Raw genomic sequence first — 17,774 nt, 5'->3', positions numbered from 1 at the left:
CTCCGGAGCCATGTCCCTCGGGGCATGTCTCCAAGACCCAGCAGAAAAGGGCATGTCCGTTCGGACATGCCCTTCGCCTTCAACGAGCGCGGGCCGGGCTCAGGGCGCGGCGCCCTCGTCGATCCACTGCTCGACCAGCGCGATCAGGTCGTCCGACAGCGGCGCGCCGCCCTTCGGCATCTGCGCGGCGTTGCCGTTGAACGGCGCCTCGCCGCTCGTGCCCTTGAGCTTGGCCAGGAAGTACGAGTTGGCCGAGTCGCCGGGGACGACGCGCTTGAAGCCGGCGGCCTGGGTCGAGTCGACGTCGACCAGGTTCTGGTACGAGTCCTGCGCGCCGGTGATCGTCAGGCCGCCGGAGCCCTGCTGATGGCAGCCGCAGTTGCCCTCGATGGCCGCGGGGAACACGTCGGTCTCCCAGCTGAGGCCGTCGCCCGTGGTGGTCGTGGTGGTCGTGGTCTCCGGCTCGGTCGAGGTGCCGGGCTCGTCGGTCGTGGTCCCGGGCTCGTCGGTCGTGGTCCCGGGCTCGTCGGTGGTCGTGCCGGGCGAGGTCGCCGTCTCGGTCGCGGTCGTCGTCGTCGTCGGCTCACCGGTGGTGGGCTCGGTGGTCGCGTCCGTGCCGGTGGTCGTGCCGGGCGTGTCGGTCGCGGTCCCTGTGGTCGTGTCGTCCGCCGTGGTGCCCGGCGTGGCGTTGGCGTCGGTCGCGTTGCCGTCGTCGCCACACGCGACGAGCGGCAAGGCGAACAGGGAGCACGTGAAGATCAATCGAATCGAGGCGTACATGGCGGCGGGACACTATCACAAGACCGCAGCGTCCCGACGCGCGCACCGCCGCTCGCTCGGGGTCGTCCCGAGCGCGGCGGCGGGCCACTTCATTTGCGACGCATGAGGTCGCACGCACCCATCATCACTCGGGCGCGCCGGCGTCGATCCACGCGCCGATCTTCTCGAGGTCGCCGCTGCTCAGCATCGCCGCGGGCGGCGGCGGCATGGCAGTGCCGTTGCCGCCGACCTCGACGTGCGTGTTGTTGATCTTGTGCCACAGGTAGCTGTTGTCGCGATCCATCGGCGCGATGAGCTGCATCGACGCGAGCTCGAGCGACTGCTTGCCGACCAGCGCGCCGTGCGAGTCGCCCGGCGTGATCACGAACCAGCCCGAGGCCGAGCCGCCGGCGACGTGACAGCCCGTCGTGCAGTTGCCGTCCCAGATCGGCTGAATGTCGGCCTCGTAGTCGACCGCGCCCGCGCCGGTCGTCGGCGTCCCGGTGTCCTCCGTCGTCGTGCCGTCGGTGGTGTCGGTCGCGTCCGTCGACGTCGGCTGGTCGGTGTTGTTGGTGGTCGCGTTGGTGGCGTCCGTGGTCGTGTCGTCGGTGTCCGAGGCCGAGCCGCCGCCGCCGTTGTCGCACGCAGCAGCGACGAGGATCAGCGCGGCGAACGACGCCTTGCGGGCGCTCGCAATCCAGGGGATGGAAACACTGTTCATAGCGCAACAATCGATACCATTTCATCACTGCTGCGATCAAGCGTCCAATCGCGGATGGGGCGCGAAAGCCCCAGGGCCGGCCCCGAAACAGCTGGCCTTCAAGACAGGCTCTTCGTGACAGGCGGATGCGGAGAGCCCGCGAGCGCCCCGTGCTAGCCTCGCCGTCGTGAGCCTCCTGCGCGCAACCACGGCGATCGGGCTCGCGCTCGCGCTCGCGGGCTGCGGCGCGCCGCTCGCGTACACGCGCTTCGTCGCGGCAGTGCCGTACAGCACAGCGCCGCTGCCCGAGCGCGCGCACGTGTTCCTGGTCGCGGGCGGGTCCGACGTCGCCAACTTCGCCGCCGAGGTCGCTGCGCAGCGCGAGTTGTTGCGCACCCGTGGCGTGCCTGCCGACGAGATCGTGTGCTACTGGGCGAAGCCCACGCGCGAGGCGTTCCGCCGCGACCGCGCGCAGTACCGCCGCCTGGCCGCCGAGCTGGCCGACTGTTACCCGGCGGCGACCGCGGTGGTGCGCGAGCACCTGGCCCGCGCGGCCGCCCGCCGGCCGCCGTTCCTCTACCTGTACGTCACGACCCACGGGCTGAGCTCGCTGCTGCCCCCGGATGTCCCGAAGGACCTGCTTGAAGCGCCAGATACGGCGATGCTCGACCAGTACGCGCTGCAGCTCGCGGCCGGGCCGGGCCGCGGGTTCCACCCGGCGTTCCTGATGGCGGCCCGCCGCGCCGGGGCGCCCGCCGACGACCTGGTGTTCTCCCCGGCGATGCTGGCGCGCGCGCTGCAGGCGTTCCCGGCCGCGACGCCGAAGGTGGTGGTGCTGCAGGCCTGCCACGCCGGCGGCTTCGCCCCCGCCCTGGCCGAGGTGCCGGGCCTCGTCGGCCTCGCCGCGGCCCGCCACGACCGCACCAGCTTCGGCTGCGACCCCGGCCCCGACATGACGACCTTCGGCGCGATCTACATCGGCCTGCTCGCCGACCGCCTGACCACCCCGTCCGCCCTGCCCGCGCTCGACTGGCCGGCCCTCTACCAGCAGCTCCAGGCCCAGGTCGCCGCCGCCGAGGCCGCCCAGGGCGCGACGCCTTCGCTGCCGGTGTACCTCGACAGCCGGCCCGCGCCGGCGCCGTAGCGGCGCGCGGACACGTCCTCGGAGACATGTCGCAGCGCCGCGCCCGAGCACGCGCCTCGACGGCGCGGCCGCGGCGCGCGGACATGTCCTCGAAGACATGTCGCAGCGCCGCGCCCGAGCACGCGCCTCGACGGCGCGGCCGCGGCGCGCGGACATGTCCTCGAAGACATGTCGCAGCGCCGCGCCGGAGCACGCGCCTCGACGGCGCGGCCGTGGCGCGCGGGACATGTCCTCGGAGGCATGTCGCAGGACCAGGCCCGGGAGCGGCCCCGTCGAGCCTCGCGCCGGCGCCGCAACGGCACCGGGGACATGTCCTCGGAGACCGATCGACGGCACGGCCTCCGGGCCGTGGAGAAGCCCAGGCCGAGGCCGCGCCTGCCCGCCCGAAGCGCTGTCCTCGCCAACCGCCCCGCGCCCGCGGCGTGGCGTCGCTCGGGACATGCCCTTCAAGACATGCCCTCATCAACAGGTCCCTTTGGACATGCCCCTTCGTAAAAAATCAGCCCTGGCCGGCGATCCAGGCCGAGATCGCGGCCGCCAGGGCCGTCTCGCCGCCGGCGGAGGCCTCGCCGAGGGCCTGGCGCGCCAGCGCGACCGTCTGCGCCCGGCTCTCGGGGCCCGTCTCGCCGGCGGCCAGGTCGGCGGCGGCGCGGGCCTTGGCGAGGGCGAAGCGGGCCAGCGCGACCTGGGCCGGCACGGCGGCGCGGGTCGCCAGGGCCAGCGCGCGGGCGCAGGCGCCCTGGGCCGCGGCGTGCTCGCCGAGGGCCGAGTCGACGGCGCACAGCCACGTCAGCGGCTCGACCAGGCGCGGGTGCTCGGGGCCGAGGACGTGCTCCCAGGCCGCGAGCGCGCGCCGCAGGTCGCCGGCGGCGTCGGCCCACCGGTGATCGGCGGCGGCCGCCAGCCCGCGGCCGACCAGCGCGAGGGACATGTCCGGATGGTCCTGTCCGTAGATCTTGGTGTAGATGGCCAGGGCGTCGTCGTAGCGCTGGCGCGCGGCCGCGGTGTCGCTGCGGGCGCGCGCGAGGTCGCCGGCGACCACGTGGACGCGGGCGCGGTCGGGGTGCTCGGGCGGCAGGCGGGTCGCGGCCAGCGCGTCGGCGCGGGCGACGTGGCCGCTCGCCTCGCGGTCGCGACCGCCGCGCTGACACGCGGTCGCCAGGTCGAGCAAGATCGGGAGCAGCCGCGGGTGCTCGCGGCCGAGGGTCTCCTCGCCGCGGCGCAGCGCCGCCGTCAACTCGACGCGCGCGGTCTCGACGTCGCCCTCCTGCAGCAGGGCCCGGCCGTAGCGGCCGCGGGCGCTGGCCTCGCGGCGGCCGTCGTCGCCGAGCCGCTGCAGCGCGGCCGACAGGCGCGGCCACAGCCGGCGCGCCTCGCCGCGGCGGCCCAGGTCCTCGCACTCGACCGCGAACTGCAGCGTCAAGGCGTCGGCCGCGACCTCGTCATGGCGGCTCGCCTCGGCCGCCCACAGCGCGTCCGCCAGACCGCGCGCCGCCGACTCGGCCCGCCCCAGCGCCCGCTCGATCGCCGCCCGCCCGTACAGCGCCTCGGCCCGGGCCGGCAGCCACGTCTCGTCGTCGGTCGCCAGCGCGCGGGCGATGTCCCACGCCCGCGGGGCGTCGCCCAGCGCCAGCACCGCGGCCGCGTAGTCGAACTCGGCCCGCAGGCGCTCGACCTGGGCCCGCTGGTCGTCGTCCTCCGGCACCGGCACCACCGCCGCCAGCCGCCGCGGGTCGTCGCAGTCGCGCGGGGCCGGCAGGGCGTCGAGCGCCGTGCCGGCGCGGTCGAGCCCCGGGCCCGAGGCCTCGGACAGCGCGCGCGCCAGCCCGGCGAAGGCGCTGCGCCGGCGCTCGAGGCAGGCCCGCCGGCGCGCCGCCGCGTCCCCGCCCTCGCTCTCGGCCTGCGCGTTGCGACATGTCTCCTGGTACATGTCTCGAAGTTCTTGGGCGTGGTGGTCGAGCTCGGCCAGGGTCGGCCCGGTGAACACCGCCCCGCCCGGCCGCTCGGTCAGGGCGCGGCCGAGCGCGGCCCGGCGGGCCTCGTCCCACCCGAGGTCGGGCACCTTGCACATGCCCGAAAGGACAGGTTTCTCGGAGCGGGCGGCGACCACGTCGTAGACGGCGAAGGCGGCCCCGGCGAAGGCGACCGCGAGCCCGGCCGCGAGCGCGAGGCGGCGGCCGATGCCCCGCGGCCGCGGCGTCTCGTTGAGGTGGTCGAGCAGCTCGTCCATCGACTTGAAGCGGTCGGCGGGGCGGACGCTGAGGCCGCGCAGGACGATGCGGTGCAGCCAGGCCGGGACGTCGGTGTCCTTCGGGACCTCCTGCACGCGGCCGGCGAGCACGGCCTCGCGGACCACCGGCACGCGGTCGCCGACGAACGGGCGCTGGCCGTAGAGGCCCTCGTACAGGGCGACGCAGAAGCTGAACTGGTCGGTGCGCGCGTCGGTGGCCTGGCCGAGGTACTGCTCGGGGGCCATGTACGCCGGCGTACCGGTCATGCCGCCCGTGCGGGTGATCCGCATGTCGAGCAGGCTCTTCTCGGCCATCGCCTTGATCACCTCGGTGTAGGTGTCGGGCCGGGCCAACGGACCGAGGCCGTGGCCGGCGCGGGCGAGCCCGAAGTCGCCGACGCGCACGCGGCCCTCGGCGTCGATCAGCACGTTGTCGGGCTTGAAGTCGCGGTGGATGATGCCGGCCTTGTGCGCCGCCGCCAGCCCGCGGCCGGCCTGCATGAACACCAGCAGCACCTCCTTCCACCCGCGCCGCCGCGGCCCGTTGGGGCCCTCCGCCGAGCGCAACCACTTCGTCAGGGTCACGCCCTTGACGAACTCCATCGCGAAGAAGATCTCGTCCTCGATCGAGCCGACGTCGAAGATCGCGATCACGTTCGGGTGCGACAGCTGCGCCATCGCCTGCGCCTCGCGCATCAGCCGGTGGCGCGCCTTGTCGCGCTTGCTGCGGCTGACGGCGGCGGTCCGCAGCACCTTGAGCGCGACCTTGCGGTCGAGGTCGCGGTCGTAGGCGACGTAGACGACGCCCATGCCGCCGGAGCCGAGCCGCTTGAGCACGTTGAAGCGGCCGATCCGGCTCGGCAGCGGCTCCAAGTCGGCCGAGCAGTCGTTGGCCGGCTCGCCGTCGACCGGCGGCGTCAGCGGCGTCCCCGCTTCGGGCGGCGGGCTCGCGTGCGACAGGACCGGCGTCAGCGGCGTGTCCAGCGTCAGATCGGCGGGAGAAGACACGAGTCTGGGGGCATCGTACCACGGCCCTTGCGGCGGCCTCATCGGCCCGGATAGCTTGGCAGCGATGCCCCGCCCTGCTCGCGTCTTCGCGCTCGCCGCTCACCTCGCCATCGGGATCGCGGCCTGCGCGGGTCAGCGCGGCGGTCCGGTCGCGCCCAGCCGCGCCGAGGCGCCCCCGCCGTTCGCGGTGGCCCCGGACTTCCGCGTCCCCGACAGCACCGGGACCCCGCGCGGGCTGGCGGATCTCGCCGGCCCCCACGGGCTGGTCCTGGTCACGTATCGCGGCCACTGGTGACCCTTCTGCAGGGCGCAGCTCGGGAAGCTGCAGGAAGTGTTGCCGCAGCTCCAGGCCCTCGGCGTGAACGTCGCGGCGGTGTCCGCCGACGACCTCGAGGGCGCGAAGATCATGATCGAGCGCCAGCACCTCACGTTCCCGATCCTCAGCGACCCCGAGGGCGTGATGCTCAAGGCGTGGTCGCGCTGGGACTTCGGCAACGGCGTCGGCCTCGCCGGCACCTTCATCCTCGACCGGGACTTCAAGCCGGTGTTCTTCGAGGACGACGGCGAGCGGTTCTACAAGCGGCCGCGGGTCGACCGCGTGCTCGACGTGGCGCGCACGCTGGCGCGCTGACGACAACCGCGGCCGCCTTCGCGCGAGGCGCCGGGAGCTTCTCACATTCGCGAATGTGGGCAGCCGATCACATCGGCAGCAGCGGCAGGCGCACCGTGAAGGTCGTGCCCTCGCCCGCCTCGCTCTTGACCTGGATGTCGCCGCCGAGCAGGTGACACAGCTCGCGGCAGATCGCCAGGCCGAGGCCGGTGCCGCCGAACTTGCGGGCGATCGAGCCGTCGGCCTGCTGGAAGGCGCTGAACAGGCTGCCGATCTTGTGCGCCGGGATCCCTGGCCCGGTGTCGGACACCACCGCGACGAGGAAGTCGACGTCGTCCTCGCGCTCGAACGACACGCGCAGCTCGATCCACCCGCGGCGGGTGAACTTGACCGCGTTGCCGAGCAGGTTGAGCAGGATCTGCTTCAACTTGGTGCGGTCGATGACGATCACCCGCTGCGGCTCGTCGCACAGCACCTGGATGTGGTTGCCGTTCTTGACCGCCGCCGGCAGCACGGTGCTCTGCAGGTCGTCGAGCAGCGGGCCGATCACGCAGCGCTCGCGCGTGACCTCCATCTTGGCCGCCTCGATCTTCGACAGGTCGAGGATGTTGTTGATGAGCTCGAGCAGGTGGGTGGCGGCGCCGTGGATCCGCCCGAGGTCGCGCTGCAGCTCGTCCTCGGCGTCGCGCTCCTCGGCCAGCAGCTCGGTGTAGCCGATGATCGCGTTGAGCGGGGTCCGCAGCTCGTGGCTCATGTTGGCGAGGAAGATGCTCTTGGTCCGGCTGGCCTCGAGCGCCAGCGTCTCGGCCCGCCGCCGCTCCTGCACCTCGAGCGTGAGCTGCTCGGTGCGCTCGGCGACGCGGACCTCGAGCTCGTCGCGGGCGCGCCGTAGGTCCTCCTCGACCCGCCGGCGCGCGGTGATGTCGGTGATCGCCACCAGCGAGCCGCGGTGCTCGCCGTTCGGGCCGAACAGCGGCTTGGCCGAGACGATGGCCCAGAAGTCGGCGCCGTCCTCGCGGCGGAAGCGGAAGTCGAACTGGTCCTCGGCGCCCTGCCGCCTGCGCTTCAGGTTGGCCCGCGCCGCGGCGGCGCTCTCGTCGTCCATGTAGTCGAAGATCCGGCGGCCGATCATCGCCTCGGGCGTGGTCGCCAGCATGGCCGCGAGCCGCGAGTTGACGAAGTCGATCGCGCCGTCGGGGTCGTTGACGAGGATGCCGTCGTTGATGGTCTGCAGCAGGGTGTGGAAGTACGAGTCGTCGCGCTTGAGCTCCACCGAGGAGGCGCTGCGCACGGCGCGGACGAGGCAGAGGAAGCCGACCGGGCGCGCGTGCTCGTCGAGCCACGGCACGATCGTGTGCTCGGTCCAGCGGACCGGCGCCTGCGGCGGCCGCCAGCGGAACATCGACGTGCAGGGCGACGCGCCCGCGATCGCGTCGTCGTAGCGCTCGAGGTCGTCGTCGTGGATCAGCGCGCGCAGGCCCGCGGGGTCGGCGAACAGCTCCTCCGGGTCGCGCCCCGACAGCTCGCGCACGGCGCCGGCCAGCTCCTCGATCTGCAGCCGCGGCGCCAGCCGCACCCGCGCCAGCAGCAGCTCGGCGGCGTTCCACAGCGCCGCCACGTCGGGACCCCCGAAGCCGACGTGCGCGCTGCCAAGCTGCCCCGAAGGTCCCGACCTCGCGGTCATCTCTCGTGATAATAACACCCGGAACGGCGGTCAGGACGCGTCAGCCGCTGCTTCGCGCGCCTCCCGCCGTGCAGATGCAATCGCGCGTACGCTCGTCCGCGCCGCCGCGGCAGCGCTCGCTCTGCAGACCGCCGGCCCGCCGCCGCGTCAGGGCAGCGCGAGGCCCCAGTCCGGCACCGACAACGAGAGCAACGCCGGCTTCGGCGTGCCCGGCACCACGCCGAGGTAGCGATTGATGGCGAAGCTGGTGACGTAGAGCTTCTTCTTCGTCAGCAAGGTCTGCCCGAACACCACGCTCGACGGCGCGTCGAGCAGGCCGCCCTGGGCCAGCACGTGGACGTCGCCGTCGTCGTCGACGCGCACCAGCCGGTCCTGCCCGTTGACCGCGACGTAGAGATCGCCGTCGGCGTCGAAGGCGATGCCGTCGGCGCCGGCGAGCTTGTCGTAGTCGTCGACCCAGACCTCCGGCTCGCCCGGCTCGCCGTCGCACTCGATCGGGATCCGCACGATCGTGCCGTAATCGAGGTTGCCGACGTAGAGGTTGCGCTTCCACCGGTCGAACGCGATGCCGTCGGCGCCGAAGCTGTGGAACGGCAAGAACGGCGTCACCGTGTCGCCCTCGAGCGAAGGATCGGCGAGCCACACCTCGGCGTCGCCGTCGTCGTCGATCTTCCAGATCAGGCCGAGGAATGGGTCGGTGACGTAGAGGTCGCCGCGATCGTCGAACGCGAGGTCGTTGGGGAAGCCGAGCGGATCGAGCGCGGCGTACTCGGTGGTGTGGCCGGTGACCGGGTTGATCCGCCACACGAACGCGGCCGACGGCTCGGGCGCGAACGAGCCGCTGCCGGCGTAGAGCCAGCCGTCCTCGCCGAACTTGAGCCCGAGCATGAAGGTGCCCGCCGGCACCGGCGGCGTCGCCAGAGTCGTGAACTGGCCGTTCGGCTTCAGCTTCTTCACCACCGGGCCCATCGACATGTAGAGGTTGCCGGCCCAGTCGGTCGTGATCGACTCCGGCAGCTCGCCCTGCGCCGGGTCGAACGCCCGCACCAGCGACGGCCCGGCCGCTGCCGCCTCGCCCGCGCCGCACAACACCGCCGCAACCACCACGCCCGCAATCGTCTTCGCCATCGACCTATCCCCCAGGCCAACCTACGGGCCGCGAGCGCGCGGCGTCAACTATCAATAATGAGACAGCGAGTCGCTGCATCCAGGGAGGCGCGACCGGGTGTAGGCGCCGCTGCCATGTCGACACATCAGCAAGCGCATGACGGGCGGCACCGAGGAGGTGGGCCGCGGTGCCGTGCTGTCGCAGCCCGGCGGACCACCCGGGCCGGCGCCGCGTAGCGAGCCGGCTTTCGCGCCGCAATTGCAGCCGCCCTCAGTTGACGTTGGCGACGCTGACCTGAAACGGAAAACCCGAGGCCTGCAGTTCGCCGGCGAACTCGTGGTCGCCCATGCCGTCCTCGCCGGGGCCGTAACTGGCGCCCTGCGGCCCGCATCCGCCCTCCTGCCCGTCCTCGATCTTGACCCAGCCGAACCGATAGCTGAGCAGCTTCTGGCCGTCGAAGTCGGCGACGGTGCGCACGTCGGCGCGGTCCGAGCACCACACCGCGACCGGGTCGTTCATGCGGCTGTCGCGGATCTCCTCGTAGACCTCCACCTCGTCCTTCCACGCGACCACGTGCTGGAGCGCCCGCTCGCCGCGGCACATCACGATCACGCCGTCGTTCATGCCGCGGATCTCCTGCGTCTTGTCGTCGACCTTCTCCGGCACGATGTCGAGGAAGGTCGAGTGATCGCCCTCGAGCCCGCGGTGCATCACCAGCGTCGTCGGGGGTGGCAGATCTGCCCGGTCGCCACCAGGGCCGGCTCGCCGGTGGCCTGCTCGCCCTTGCGATCTCGAACCAGCTCGCCATCAGCCGCCAGGGCGTGGACACGTGCAGCACCCCGTCGTCGCCCGCGGCGTAGGCCTTCCACACGTCGACGCCGTCGGTCGGGCCGTAGATCGCCTGGCTCTTGTCGAGGCCGACCCGCACCGCCCGCGGCGCGGTCACGTCGAACACCGCGGCCACCGTCGGCCGCGCGCTCTCCGGCGCGACCTCGAAGGTGTAGGGCCACACGTCCGCCGGCGCCTGCGGCAGCACCTGGCCGGCGGGCTGCGCCTTGTCGCACACGAATTGCGACAGGTCTCGCCGCAGCTCGCCTCGCTGCCGAAGTACATCGAATGAAAGTAGTCCAGCAGCGGCGCCAGGTCGACGAACACGACCTTGTTCTCCCACTGGCTGGCGACCCGCGCGTAGCCCTTGCGCGCGGCCAGGTGCTGCAGCCAGCCGCCCTCGGCGAAGGCGGAGATCGACTGCTGATTGTTCGGATCGGACATCTGCGCCTCGCTGGTGAAGCAGGTGTCGACCATCGTGTCCTTGTGCGGCCCGGGGAACGAGACGCGGCGCGTCGACTTGCCGTTGGCGTCGTCGGGGTTGGTCCAGCCGTGGGTGGTGACCGCGGCGAGCGAGGTCGGGGTCGCCGCCGGCAGCGGCACGGTGCCGAGGAACTTCAGCTCGCGCACGCCGCCGGCGTTGAACAGGCCGTGGTACCACCACGAAGGCGCGGTCGGGGTCGGCCCCGCACCGACAGCACCGACAGCACCGCCAGCTCGCCGCGGATCTCCTCGGTGTTCCACAGCGTGACCAGCACGAATTCGTTGGTGCTGGTGATGGTGACCGCGCTCGGCACGAGGTGCGGCGGGAATTGATAAGAGGCGCCGACCGAGCCCGAGGTCGCGGTGCCGGCGGTGCCCACCGCCCCGCCGGCGAAGATCGCCACGCCGTCATTGGTCCAGTGGCGCTCGCTGCGGGCGATCGCGATCGGCCGGCCGAGCGAGGCCGGGTCGTACTCGGGGCGCGTGACGTACGGTTCGGGGCTGTCCCGCAGCTTCGGGTGGCTCGAGATGGCGCCCTGCTCCCACGCGTGGGTCTGGATCCGGTCGACCCCCGGCGTGGCCGCGTCGACGCCCGCGGCCGGCACGCAGACCGCCTGACCGGACACGCTGCCGTAGCAGCCGCCGCCCTCGGGGCACACGCCCGCCTGCGCCGGGATGCCCTGCGTCAGGTAGCCGCCCTCGCAAATCTGCCCGCGGGACCCCACACCTCGGGCGCGTCGTTGACGGTATCACCATTGTGCAATCCGGCCCACGTCGGCCCGAGCCGACAACGCACCGCCTCCTTGCTCCAATCCCCGGCGGCCTGCTCGTAACGCGCAGCGTCGATCTCCCCGCTCACGCTGTCGACAATGCCGGCGCCGCAGCGCGCGTACGGGCCGCTCGCCGCGATCGCGGGACGTTCGGCGCCCGCCGCGATCGGAGCCTCCGCGGGGTACGTCGGACCCACGCGGGGAGCCTCGCCGCCGCCGATCGTTCATCCTCGCGCCACGACAGCGCGAACCCGTCGCCCGCGCGTCCTCGTTTGCGCCTGTCCGATCGGACAGCCCGAGCCGTCGCCGCAGCGGTCGTCAGCGCAGCTCGAGGCCGAGCCGCGAGAGGCGCGGCACGATGTCGCGCTCGACCGTCTGAGCGAACACGTCGACGTAGTCCCCGCGGGCCAGGAGGCCCCACGCGCGCTCCTCGGGCCGGGGCAGCGGCGCGGCGGCGATCGCCGCGGCGTCGCCGAAGTAGTCGCGGCGGCCGGCCACCAGCGCGGAGAACTCGGCCTCGACGTGCGGCCGCAGCTCGCTCGCCAGCGGGCCGCGGACCAGCCACTCGAGCGTGACCCACCCGAACTCGCGGTGCCGCACCTCGTCGGCCAAAAATTCGTCGATCAGCTCGCGGACCGCGGGGACCCGGCAGCCGCGGCGCATGGCCTGGAACATGCGCACCGCGGTCGTCTCGTCGAGGCAAAACGACTGGATGCAGGCGCGCAGCACGTCGCGCCCCAGCGGCACGTCGGCGCGCCGCGGCAGCTGCAGCGTCTCCTGCCGGAGCAGCGGCAGCGGCGGGGCGTCGAAGCCGGCCAGCAGGGCCCGGCACGACTCCGCGTGGCGCAGCTCGTCCTCGACGACGTCGAGGCCGGCGCGCAGCAGGTCGGGCGAGGCGCCGAGCTGCATGAGCCACAACGTGAAGTGATGCGCCAGCGCGCCCGAGCCGTACTCGAGGCCGCTGCGCGTGGCCCACTCGCGCAGGACGCGAGCCGTCGGCAGGCTGTGAACCGATTCGCGGTCGTCGCTCATGGCCCCGTGCTCTCGCCGGTCTCGCCGGTCGTCGAGCCCTCGGTGGTCGCGCCGCTCGTCGTCCCCGCCTCGGTCGTCGTCGTCGTCCCTGTCTCGGTCGACGTCGCGGTCGTCGACGTCCCCTCGGTCGTCGTCGTCGTGTCGGTCGTCGTCGGCTCGGTGATGCTCGTCGTCAGCGTCGGCGGCTCGCCGGTGCTCGGCGGGTCGGTGCTTGCGAACGTGTCCGTGACCGGCTCGCAGACCACGTTACAGACACCTGCCGTCGGGTCGTTCCCCGACGTGGTGCCCTTGTCGCCGCACCCGAAGCTCGCGGTGAGCACCACGGGGCTGGCGAGAGCCGCAAAGGAAAGGCGAGCACGACGGCGCGGACGATCGGTCACGCCGCGACGCTACCACACGACATCGTTTCGCGGACGAGACGCGGGCGCACGAGGGCGAGGTCGCCAGACCCCGGAATGTTGCCACGCCCCTCCCTGCATTCTCGGCGCGGCGCCGCGGCTCGTTCGCGCCCGCGCCCGCACAGCCGTCGACGCTGCCGGGAAGGCGCCGCGCGGCTGCGGTCGCGCGAGCGCGATGAACAGGGGCGACTGCGCCGCGACCTCCGCGCGGACGACTCCGATCACCCGGGGGTACCGTGAATCGAGGGCGCTCCCGAGGAACGTGCCGCGCGACGGGAGCCCGCTGTGAATCGTCGCAGGCGCCCGCAAGAAGTCGCACGAATCACCGCAGTACGTCATGCACGAATCTCGTCATTGGCAGGACGGATCACAGCGGGCCGGCGCGAGGTTCGGCGCACGGACCCGGCCGCGTCTCCGTCCGGAGCGATGGCCCGCAAGATCGCCACCGACACTTTCGGCCATGTCCCTCAGGACATATCATTACCGGCGCCTCGCCCGTCCGCCCGGCGCCCGGCGGGTCGAGCTCGGTGTCGGCCCGAGCCCAAGCCGCGCGGCGGAACAGCGCTCTCGGCCGCCAGGTGCGTCCCGGGCGGCAATCGGCGGCGAGCGGCTGCAGCCCCGTGGACGCGGGCCCGGGCGCGCTCTAGACTGCCGCGGCTATGGCACGAAGCAAGACCAGCAAGTGGGTGGGCCTCGGGCTCGCGGCGACCGTGGGCCTCGGCGCGTACGAGTTCGGGCTGTTCGACTGCGCGAGCACCAACGGGGTGCAGCACCTCGCCAATCAGGTGTGGATCGAGCGGCTCCCGCAGAACGACCGCGACCAGATCCATCACCTCGTCCTGCTCGAGCAGGGCCGCGACCGGTTCGGCGGGTTCGGCAAGAGCTCGCAGTGGCGCCACTTCCTCGAGATCTTCGCGTGGCACCGCGAGCAGAACCGCCTGACCCTCCACCTGCCGCAAGACCGCGTCCGCCTCGACCTCGAGGCCCGCGTGTGGGAGTGCGAGGACGAGGCGCCGGCCCCGTTCGAGCTGTGCCTCGAGCTCAAGGGCGAGCGCGGCCACACCGCCCGCTACTACAGCCGCTTCGACTGGGTCATCGAGGGCGGCAAGGCGCCCCACATCGAGGGCCTGCCGGAGCTCGCGCCCCACGCCGCGCCCGCGCTGCCGGCGGACCTCGAGTTCACGCCCGACGCCGACGCCCAGGCGCTCCTGGCCCGCTGAGGCGTGGTCACGGTCGAACTCTACGGCGTGCCGCGCCTGCGCGCGGGCGCCTCGCGCGTGGAGGTCCCCGCGGGCACGCTGGCGTCGATCCTCCACGCGCTCGCCTCGGCCCTGCCGGGCCTCGTCCCCGACATCGTCCACGACGGCCGCCTCACCGAGCACGCCCTCGTCGCGATCGACGGCCGTGAGATGATCGCCGACCCGGAGCTGCCGATCGCCGACGGCTCGGTGCTGGTGCTGCTCTCCGCCGCGGCCGGCGGCTGATCGCTCGGCCACCCGCCGACCGCTCGCTCCGGCCAGGCAACTTCCCGGGCGCGTCCGGGCCCCAGGTACATCAGCCGGCCCCGCGGCGCGCACCTGTTCGCGCAACCCGTCGCGTTGCGAGCCCCGCTCGCGCGCTGCGGCTCCCCGCGCGAGCCGAGCGCCGGGCGCACGCGACCGATCTCGGTGCGGCGCGCGCGACGCCGGCGTCCTTCCGCGTGATCGACGTCGCGCCGGTCCGGGCGCCGCGCGCGGCTCCGTGTTCGCGCCGGCGAGCGACCGCGCTAAAACCACTCGATGCGCGGCAACTTCGGCCGGATCTTGCTCGTCGAGCTGCGGGGCGACCGCGTGGCCGTCGAGCACGTGCCGCTGCCGGAGGCGGTGTACCAGGCGTTCGTCGGCGGCGTCGGGCTCGGCGCCTACCTTCTATGGCGGTTCGCCCCGGCGGGCGTCGACCCGCTGGCGCCCGAGGCGCCGCTCGTCTACGCGTTCAGCCCGCTGCTCGGCACCCCGCTGACGACCACCGCCAAGTTCGCCGTGCTGTGCAAGAGCCCGCTGACCGGGCGGATCAGCGATGGCCTCAGCAGCTCGCGCTTCGCCCTCGCGGCCAAGCGCCTCGGGGTCGACGCGATCGTCGTCCGCGGCGCGCTCGACCGCCTGAGCTGGCTGCACCTCGACGAGGACCCGGCGGCCTGCCGCGCGGAGCCGTGCCCGGCGTGGGCGGGGCTGTCCGCGCATGAACTTTCGGACATGGCGACAAAGCAAGGTCTCTTCCGCCATGTCTCGGCGATCGGGCCGGCCGGCGAGCGGCAGGTCCGCTACGCGACGATCTCCAACGACGGCCGGCACGCCGGGCGCGGCGGCGCGGGGGCGGTGCTCGGGGCCAAGCGGGTCAAGGCGATCAGCGTGCGCGGGGCGGCGGTCGCCGGGGTGGCCGACGCGGCGAGCGTGCAGGCGCGGGCCCGCGACCTGGCGGCGCGCAGCGCGGGGGCGGCGACCGAGAAGTATCGGGCGCTCGGGACCGCGGCCAACCTCGAGACCTTCGACCGCCTGCGGATCTTGCCTCGGCGTAACTTCCAGACGGTGTCGATCGGCCAGGCGGCCGCGCGGCGGCTCGCGCCCGAGGGGCTGGCCCGCGCCGCCGAGCACGTGCGAGACAGCTGCGCCGGCTGCACGATCGGCTGCGACCACCGCTACGGCGGCACCCGCATCGAGTACGAAACTCAGTTCGCCCTCGGTCCCCTGATCGACGTCGACGACCCCGCGCGTCTCATCGCGGCCGCCGGCGCCTGCGACGCGCTCGGCCTCGACACGATCTCGGCCGGCGGCACGCTGGCGTTCGCGATGGAGTGCGCCGAGCGCGGCCTCGTCGACTGGCCGCTGCGCTTCGGCGACGACGTGCTCCCGTGGCTCGGCGCGATCGCCCGTCGCGAGGGCGCGGGCGACCTCCTGGCGGAAGGGACACGTCGCCTCGCGGCCGTGATCGGCCAGGGCAGCGAGCGCTTCGCCTGCCACGTCAAAGGTCTGGAGCTGCCGGGCTACGAGCCGCGGGCGATGCAGACGTTCGCGCTCGGGCTGTGCGTCGCCAGCAGGGGCGCCGACCACAACCGCAGCGGCGCCTACCAGGCCGACCTCCAGGTCGGCGTCGACCGCTACCGCGCCGACGTGGCGCGCGCGCCCGCGCGAGTGATCGAGAGCGAGGACAACGCGGCCCTGCTCGACTCACTGATCCTCTGCAAGTTCTTGCGCGGGGCGATCCGCGAGCCCTGGCGCGAGGGCGCCGAGCTGCTGACGATGGTGACAGGACTGTCTCGGGGCGAAGACGATCTGCGGCGGTCCGCACGCAGGATCGCGGCCGTGCGCCACGCCTTCAACGTGCGCGAGGGCTGGACGCTCGCCGAGGACCGCCTGCCCGACCGCTTCCACGACGAGGCGCTCGAAGACGGCGCGTCGCTGAGCCGGGCCGACGTCGTGGCGATGGTCGACGCATACCACGCCGCCCGCGGGCACGTCCCGCAGGGGGGACCGTCGGAGCGCCTCCGCCGCGAACTCGAGCTCGATGCCTGGCTCACGGACGCCCCCCCCTTGCAAGGCCCCGCGTCGCTCGGCTAATGGGACCCCAGGTGACCAGGAGCGAGACGGAGGGGATCTGCGTCGAGGTGAAGACGCGCTACGTCGGCGGGCGAGCCCTGCCCGAGGGCGCACGCTTCGTCTTCGCCTACACGATCCGGATCTCCAACACCGGCGACGCGCCCGCCCAGCTGTGCCGCCGCCACTGGTTCATCACCGACGCCCACGGCGGCGTGCGCGAGGTCGAGGGCGAAGGCGTGGTCGGCTCGCAGCCGCTGCTCCACCCCGGCGAGTCGTTCGAGTACACCAGCGGCTGCGTGCTCGAGACGCCCCACGGGGCGATGCACGGCAGCTACACGATGTTCCGCCCCAACGGCGCCTGCTTCGAGGCGCTGGTCGACGCGTTCGTGCTGGCTGACCCTCAGGCCATTGCCTGAAGGACATATCCTTCGGGGCAGCTCGCCTGACGGGGTCGTCGGCGGCGGGCGCGGCTCGAGGCTCCTTGCACGCTGCGGCCGCCCCGCGACGGCCGTCGCGGCTCGACCGAGCCGCGCCACGATCGTCGCCCCGGCGACCCGCCCGCCGCGGTCATCGGCAGAACATGCCCGAAAGCGCATGCCCTCAAGAGCATGCCCCGAGGAGCGTGCTCTTGATGACATGTCCGAAGCGACCTACCCGAGCCCGGCGAGGAACGCCGAGATCACCGCCACGGTCTCGTCGGGCCGCTCGACCTGCACGTAGTGCCCCGCCCCGCGGATGACCGCCAGGCGCGCGCCCGCGATCGGGTCGACGATCGTCTGGCGGAGGAACGGCGGCGGCAGGAACGGGTCGTCGGTGGCGACCACCAGCGTGCGGGCGGTGACGTGCTTCAGGCGGTCGGCGAAGCTCAGGCTCGACCACGACTCGAAGCCCTCGGCGATGCATTTTGCGGGGATCGACGCCCCCGCGCCGAGCAGGCGCTCGCGAGCGCTCTCGGACAGGTTCGTGCACGCCATCCCGAGGATCGTCGCCTTCGACTCGCGGTTGTCGGCGCCGCGGAACAGCGCCGCCGCGTCGGGCGGGAACGGGATGCCGGAGGCCGGCACCGGGCACAGCAGCACCTGCCCTTGCACCCGTTCGGGCGCCGCCGAGGCGATCCACTGCGCGATCGCCCCGCCCATGCTGTGGCCGATCAGCACGAACGACCTGTCCCCGAGGACATCCATCAGCTCGGTCACGTCGGCGGCGTAGCGCTCGACCGTGTAGCCGGACTCGGGGCGGTCGGACTCGCCGGAGCCGCGGAGGTCGGGGATCACGAGGCGGAAGCCCGTGAGGTCGAGCCGCTCGGCCAGCTCGTCGTAGACGGTGCTGGACACCATCCAGCCGTGGATCGCCAGGATCGTCCGCGGCCCCTCGCCGAGCACGCGGTAGGCGATCTGGACCTTGTCGCTCGTCGTCATCGTCGACATAGGCGGCGATGATAAGCCGAA

The 17,774-nt window shown here is 73.2% G+C and carries 18 protein-coding genes and 1 pseudogene; 8 read left to right on the top strand and 11 right to left on the bottom strand.

Going from position 1 to position 17,774, the window contains the following annotated elements; genetic code table 11:
* Positions 1-99 precede the first annotated feature (99 nt).
* Both NAEX_RS31920 and NAEX_RS31915 read right to left on the bottom strand, forming a co-directional pair.
* Complete coding sequence (locus tag NAEX_RS31920) at positions 100-780, bottom strand: hypothetical protein (RefSeq protein ID WP_143140506.1); 681 nt, start codon at positions 778-780, stop codon at positions 100-102.
* A gap of 124 nt (positions 781-904) precedes the next feature.
* Entirely contained in the window at positions 905-1,480 is a 576-nt protein-coding gene (locus tag NAEX_RS31915) for a hypothetical protein (protein WP_096331266.1), read from the bottom strand.
* 166 nt (positions 1,481-1,646) lie between these two features.
* Between NAEX_RS31915 and NAEX_RS48570 the strand changes: the two genes are divergently transcribed.
* A complete protein-coding gene (locus tag NAEX_RS48570) occupies positions 1,647-2,603 on the top strand; it encodes a C13 family peptidase (RefSeq protein WP_143140507.1) in 957 nt (318 codons plus the stop codon).
* A gap of 499 nt (positions 2,604-3,102) precedes the next feature.
* Here NAEX_RS48570 and NAEX_RS31905 read toward each other — a convergent pair whose 3' ends face one another.
* Positions 3,103-5,841 (bottom strand): serine/threonine-protein kinase, encoded by a 2,739-nt coding sequence (locus NAEX_RS31905; protein WP_170136154.1) that lies wholly within the window; start codon positions 5,839-5,841, stop codon positions 3,103-3,105.
* Between the two features lie 64 nt (positions 5,842-5,905).
* On the opposite strand from NAEX_RS31905, the gene NAEX_RS31900 reads away from it, so the two are divergent.
* The gene (locus NAEX_RS31900) at positions 5,906-6,136 is read left to right on the top strand and encodes a thioredoxin domain-containing protein (RefSeq protein WP_096331264.1); all 231 of its coding nucleotides are present in this window, start codon (positions 5,906-5,908) and stop codon (positions 6,134-6,136) included.
* A gap of 12 nt (positions 6,137-6,148) precedes the next feature.
* Positions 6,149-6,472, top strand: a pseudogene (locus tag NAEX_RS31895) (redoxin domain-containing protein); the annotation flags it as partial.
* Positions 6,473-6,539: 67 nt separating this feature from the next.
* Here NAEX_RS31895 and NAEX_RS31890 read toward each other — a convergent pair.
* From NAEX_RS31890 to NAEX_RS31880, 3 genes are all read right to left on the bottom strand, one after another.
* Entirely contained in the window at positions 6,540-8,135 is a 1,596-nt protein-coding gene (locus NAEX_RS31890; RefSeq protein WP_096331262.1) for a PAS domain-containing sensor histidine kinase, read from the bottom strand.
* 147 nt (positions 8,136-8,282) lie between these two features.
* The gene (locus tag NAEX_RS31885) at positions 8,283-9,263 is read right to left on the bottom strand and encodes an SMP-30/gluconolactonase/LRE family protein (protein WP_100792929.1); all 981 of its coding nucleotides are present in this window, start codon (positions 9,261-9,263) and stop codon (positions 8,283-8,285) included.
* A gap of 250 nt (positions 9,264-9,513) precedes the next feature.
* On the bottom strand, positions 9,514-9,954 hold the full coding sequence (locus NAEX_RS31880; protein ID WP_096331260.1) for a hypothetical protein: 441 nt from the start codon (positions 9,952-9,954) through the stop codon (positions 9,514-9,516).
* 17 nt (positions 9,955-9,971) lie between these two features.
* On the opposite strand from NAEX_RS31880, the gene NAEX_RS53985 reads away from it, so the two are divergent.
* Positions 9,972-10,103 carry a hypothetical protein gene (locus NAEX_RS53985; protein WP_256254043.1) on the top strand — a complete coding sequence of 44 codons (132 nt, stop codon included), beginning with the start codon at positions 9,972-9,974 and terminating at the stop codon, positions 10,101-10,103.
* Positions 10,104-10,185: 82 nt separating this feature from the next.
* Here NAEX_RS53985 and NAEX_RS31875 read toward each other — a convergent pair whose 3' ends face one another.
* From NAEX_RS31875 to NAEX_RS31860, 4 genes are all read right to left on the bottom strand, one after another.
* Positions 10,186-10,701 carry a hypothetical protein gene (locus NAEX_RS31875; protein ID WP_096331259.1) on the bottom strand — a complete coding sequence of 172 codons (516 nt, stop codon included), beginning with the start codon at positions 10,699-10,701 and terminating at the stop codon, positions 10,186-10,188.
* Positions 10,689-11,279, bottom strand: coding sequence for a hypothetical protein (locus tag NAEX_RS31870; protein ID WP_096331258.1), 591 nt, complete (start codon positions 11,277-11,279; stop codon positions 10,689-10,691). The genes NAEX_RS31875 and NAEX_RS31870 overlap by 13 nt, the downstream gene beginning before the upstream one ends.
* 363 nt (positions 11,280-11,642) lie before the next feature.
* Positions 11,643-12,356 (bottom strand): ferritin-like domain-containing protein, encoded by a 714-nt coding sequence (locus NAEX_RS31865; RefSeq protein ID WP_096331257.1) that lies wholly within the window; start codon positions 12,354-12,356, stop codon positions 11,643-11,645.
* A complete protein-coding gene (locus NAEX_RS31860) occupies positions 12,353-12,736 on the bottom strand; it encodes a hypothetical protein (protein ID WP_211302508.1) in 384 nt (127 codons plus the stop codon). The genes NAEX_RS31865 and NAEX_RS31860 overlap by 4 nt, the downstream gene beginning before the upstream one ends.
* Before the next feature lie 677 nt (positions 12,737-13,413).
* On the opposite strand from NAEX_RS31860, the gene NAEX_RS31855 reads away from it, so the two are divergent.
* The 4 genes from NAEX_RS31855 (at position 13,414) to apaG (ending at position 16,742) form a co-directional block, all read left to right on the top strand.
* Positions 13,414-13,974 carry a hypothetical protein gene (locus tag NAEX_RS31855; RefSeq protein WP_096331255.1) on the top strand — a complete coding sequence of 187 codons (561 nt, stop codon included), beginning with the start codon at positions 13,414-13,416 and terminating at the stop codon, positions 13,972-13,974.
* Between the two features lie 3 nt (positions 13,975-13,977).
* Positions 13,978-14,238, top strand: a complete 261-nt coding sequence (locus NAEX_RS31850) for a MoaD/ThiS family protein (protein WP_096331254.1) — start codon at positions 13,978-13,980, stop codon at positions 14,236-14,238.
* Between the two features lie 294 nt (positions 14,239-14,532).
* Positions 14,533-16,347: an aldehyde ferredoxin oxidoreductase family protein gene (locus NAEX_RS31845; protein ID WP_096331253.1), complete on the top strand. Its 1,815-nt coding sequence runs from the start codon at positions 14,533-14,535 to the stop codon at positions 16,345-16,347.
* An 11-nt stretch (positions 16,348-16,358) separates the two neighbouring features.
* Positions 16,359-16,742, top strand: a complete 384-nt coding sequence (gene apaG / locus NAEX_RS31840) for a Co2+/Mg2+ efflux protein ApaG (protein ID WP_211302507.1) — start codon at positions 16,359-16,361, stop codon at positions 16,740-16,742.
* A gap of 234 nt (positions 16,743-16,976) precedes the next feature.
* On the opposite strand, the gene NAEX_RS31835 is transcribed toward apaG, so the two are convergent.
* Complete coding sequence (locus tag NAEX_RS31835) at positions 16,977-17,753, bottom strand: alpha/beta fold hydrolase (RefSeq protein WP_096331251.1); 777 nt, start codon at positions 17,751-17,753, stop codon at positions 16,977-16,979.
* Between the last annotated feature and the right edge of the window lie 21 nt (positions 17,754-17,774).

The sequence above is a fragment of the Nannocystis exedens genome (genome assembly GCF_002343915.1).
In the GTDB taxonomy this organism is placed as follows: domain Bacteria; phylum Myxococcota_A; class Polyangia; order Nannocystales; family Nannocystaceae; genus Nannocystis; species Nannocystis exedens.
This window is presented reverse-complemented; position numbering and strand designations above follow the sequence as displayed.

Coding starts and splice junctions, on each gene's coding strand:
- NAEX_RS31920 (WP_143140506.1), bottom strand. CDS start 780: ATGTACGCCTCGATTCGATTGATCTTCACGTGCTCCCTGTTCGCCTTG.
- NAEX_RS31915 (WP_096331266.1), bottom strand. CDS start 1,480: ATGAACAGTGTTTCCATCCCCTGGATTGCGAGCGCCCGCAAGGCGTCG.
- NAEX_RS31900 (WP_096331264.1), top strand. CDS start 5,906: ATGCCCCGCCCTGCTCGCGTCTTCGCGCTCGCCGCTCACCTCGCCATC.
- NAEX_RS31890 (WP_096331262.1), bottom strand. CDS start 8,135: ATGACCGCGAGGTCGGGACCTTCGGGGCAGCTTGGCAGCGCGCACGTC.
- NAEX_RS31885 (WP_100792929.1), bottom strand. CDS start 9,263: ATGGCGAAGACGATTGCGGGCGTGGTGGTTGCGGCGGTGTTGTGCGGC.
- NAEX_RS31880 (WP_096331260.1), bottom strand. CDS start 9,954: ATGCACCGCGGGCTCGAGGGCGATCACTCGACCTTCCTCGACATCGTG.
- NAEX_RS31865 (WP_096331257.1), bottom strand. CDS start 12,356: ATGAGCGACGACCGCGAATCGGTTCACAGCCTGCCGACGGCTCGCGTC.
- NAEX_RS31855 (WP_096331255.1), top strand. CDS start 13,414: ATGGCACGAAGCAAGACCAGCAAGTGGGTGGGCCTCGGGCTCGCGGCG.
- NAEX_RS31845 (WP_096331253.1), top strand. CDS start 14,533: ATGCGCGGCAACTTCGGCCGGATCTTGCTCGTCGAGCTGCGGGGCGAC.
- NAEX_RS31835 (WP_096331251.1), bottom strand. CDS start 17,753: ATGTCGACGATGACGACGAGCGACAAGGTCCAGATCGCCTACCGCGTG.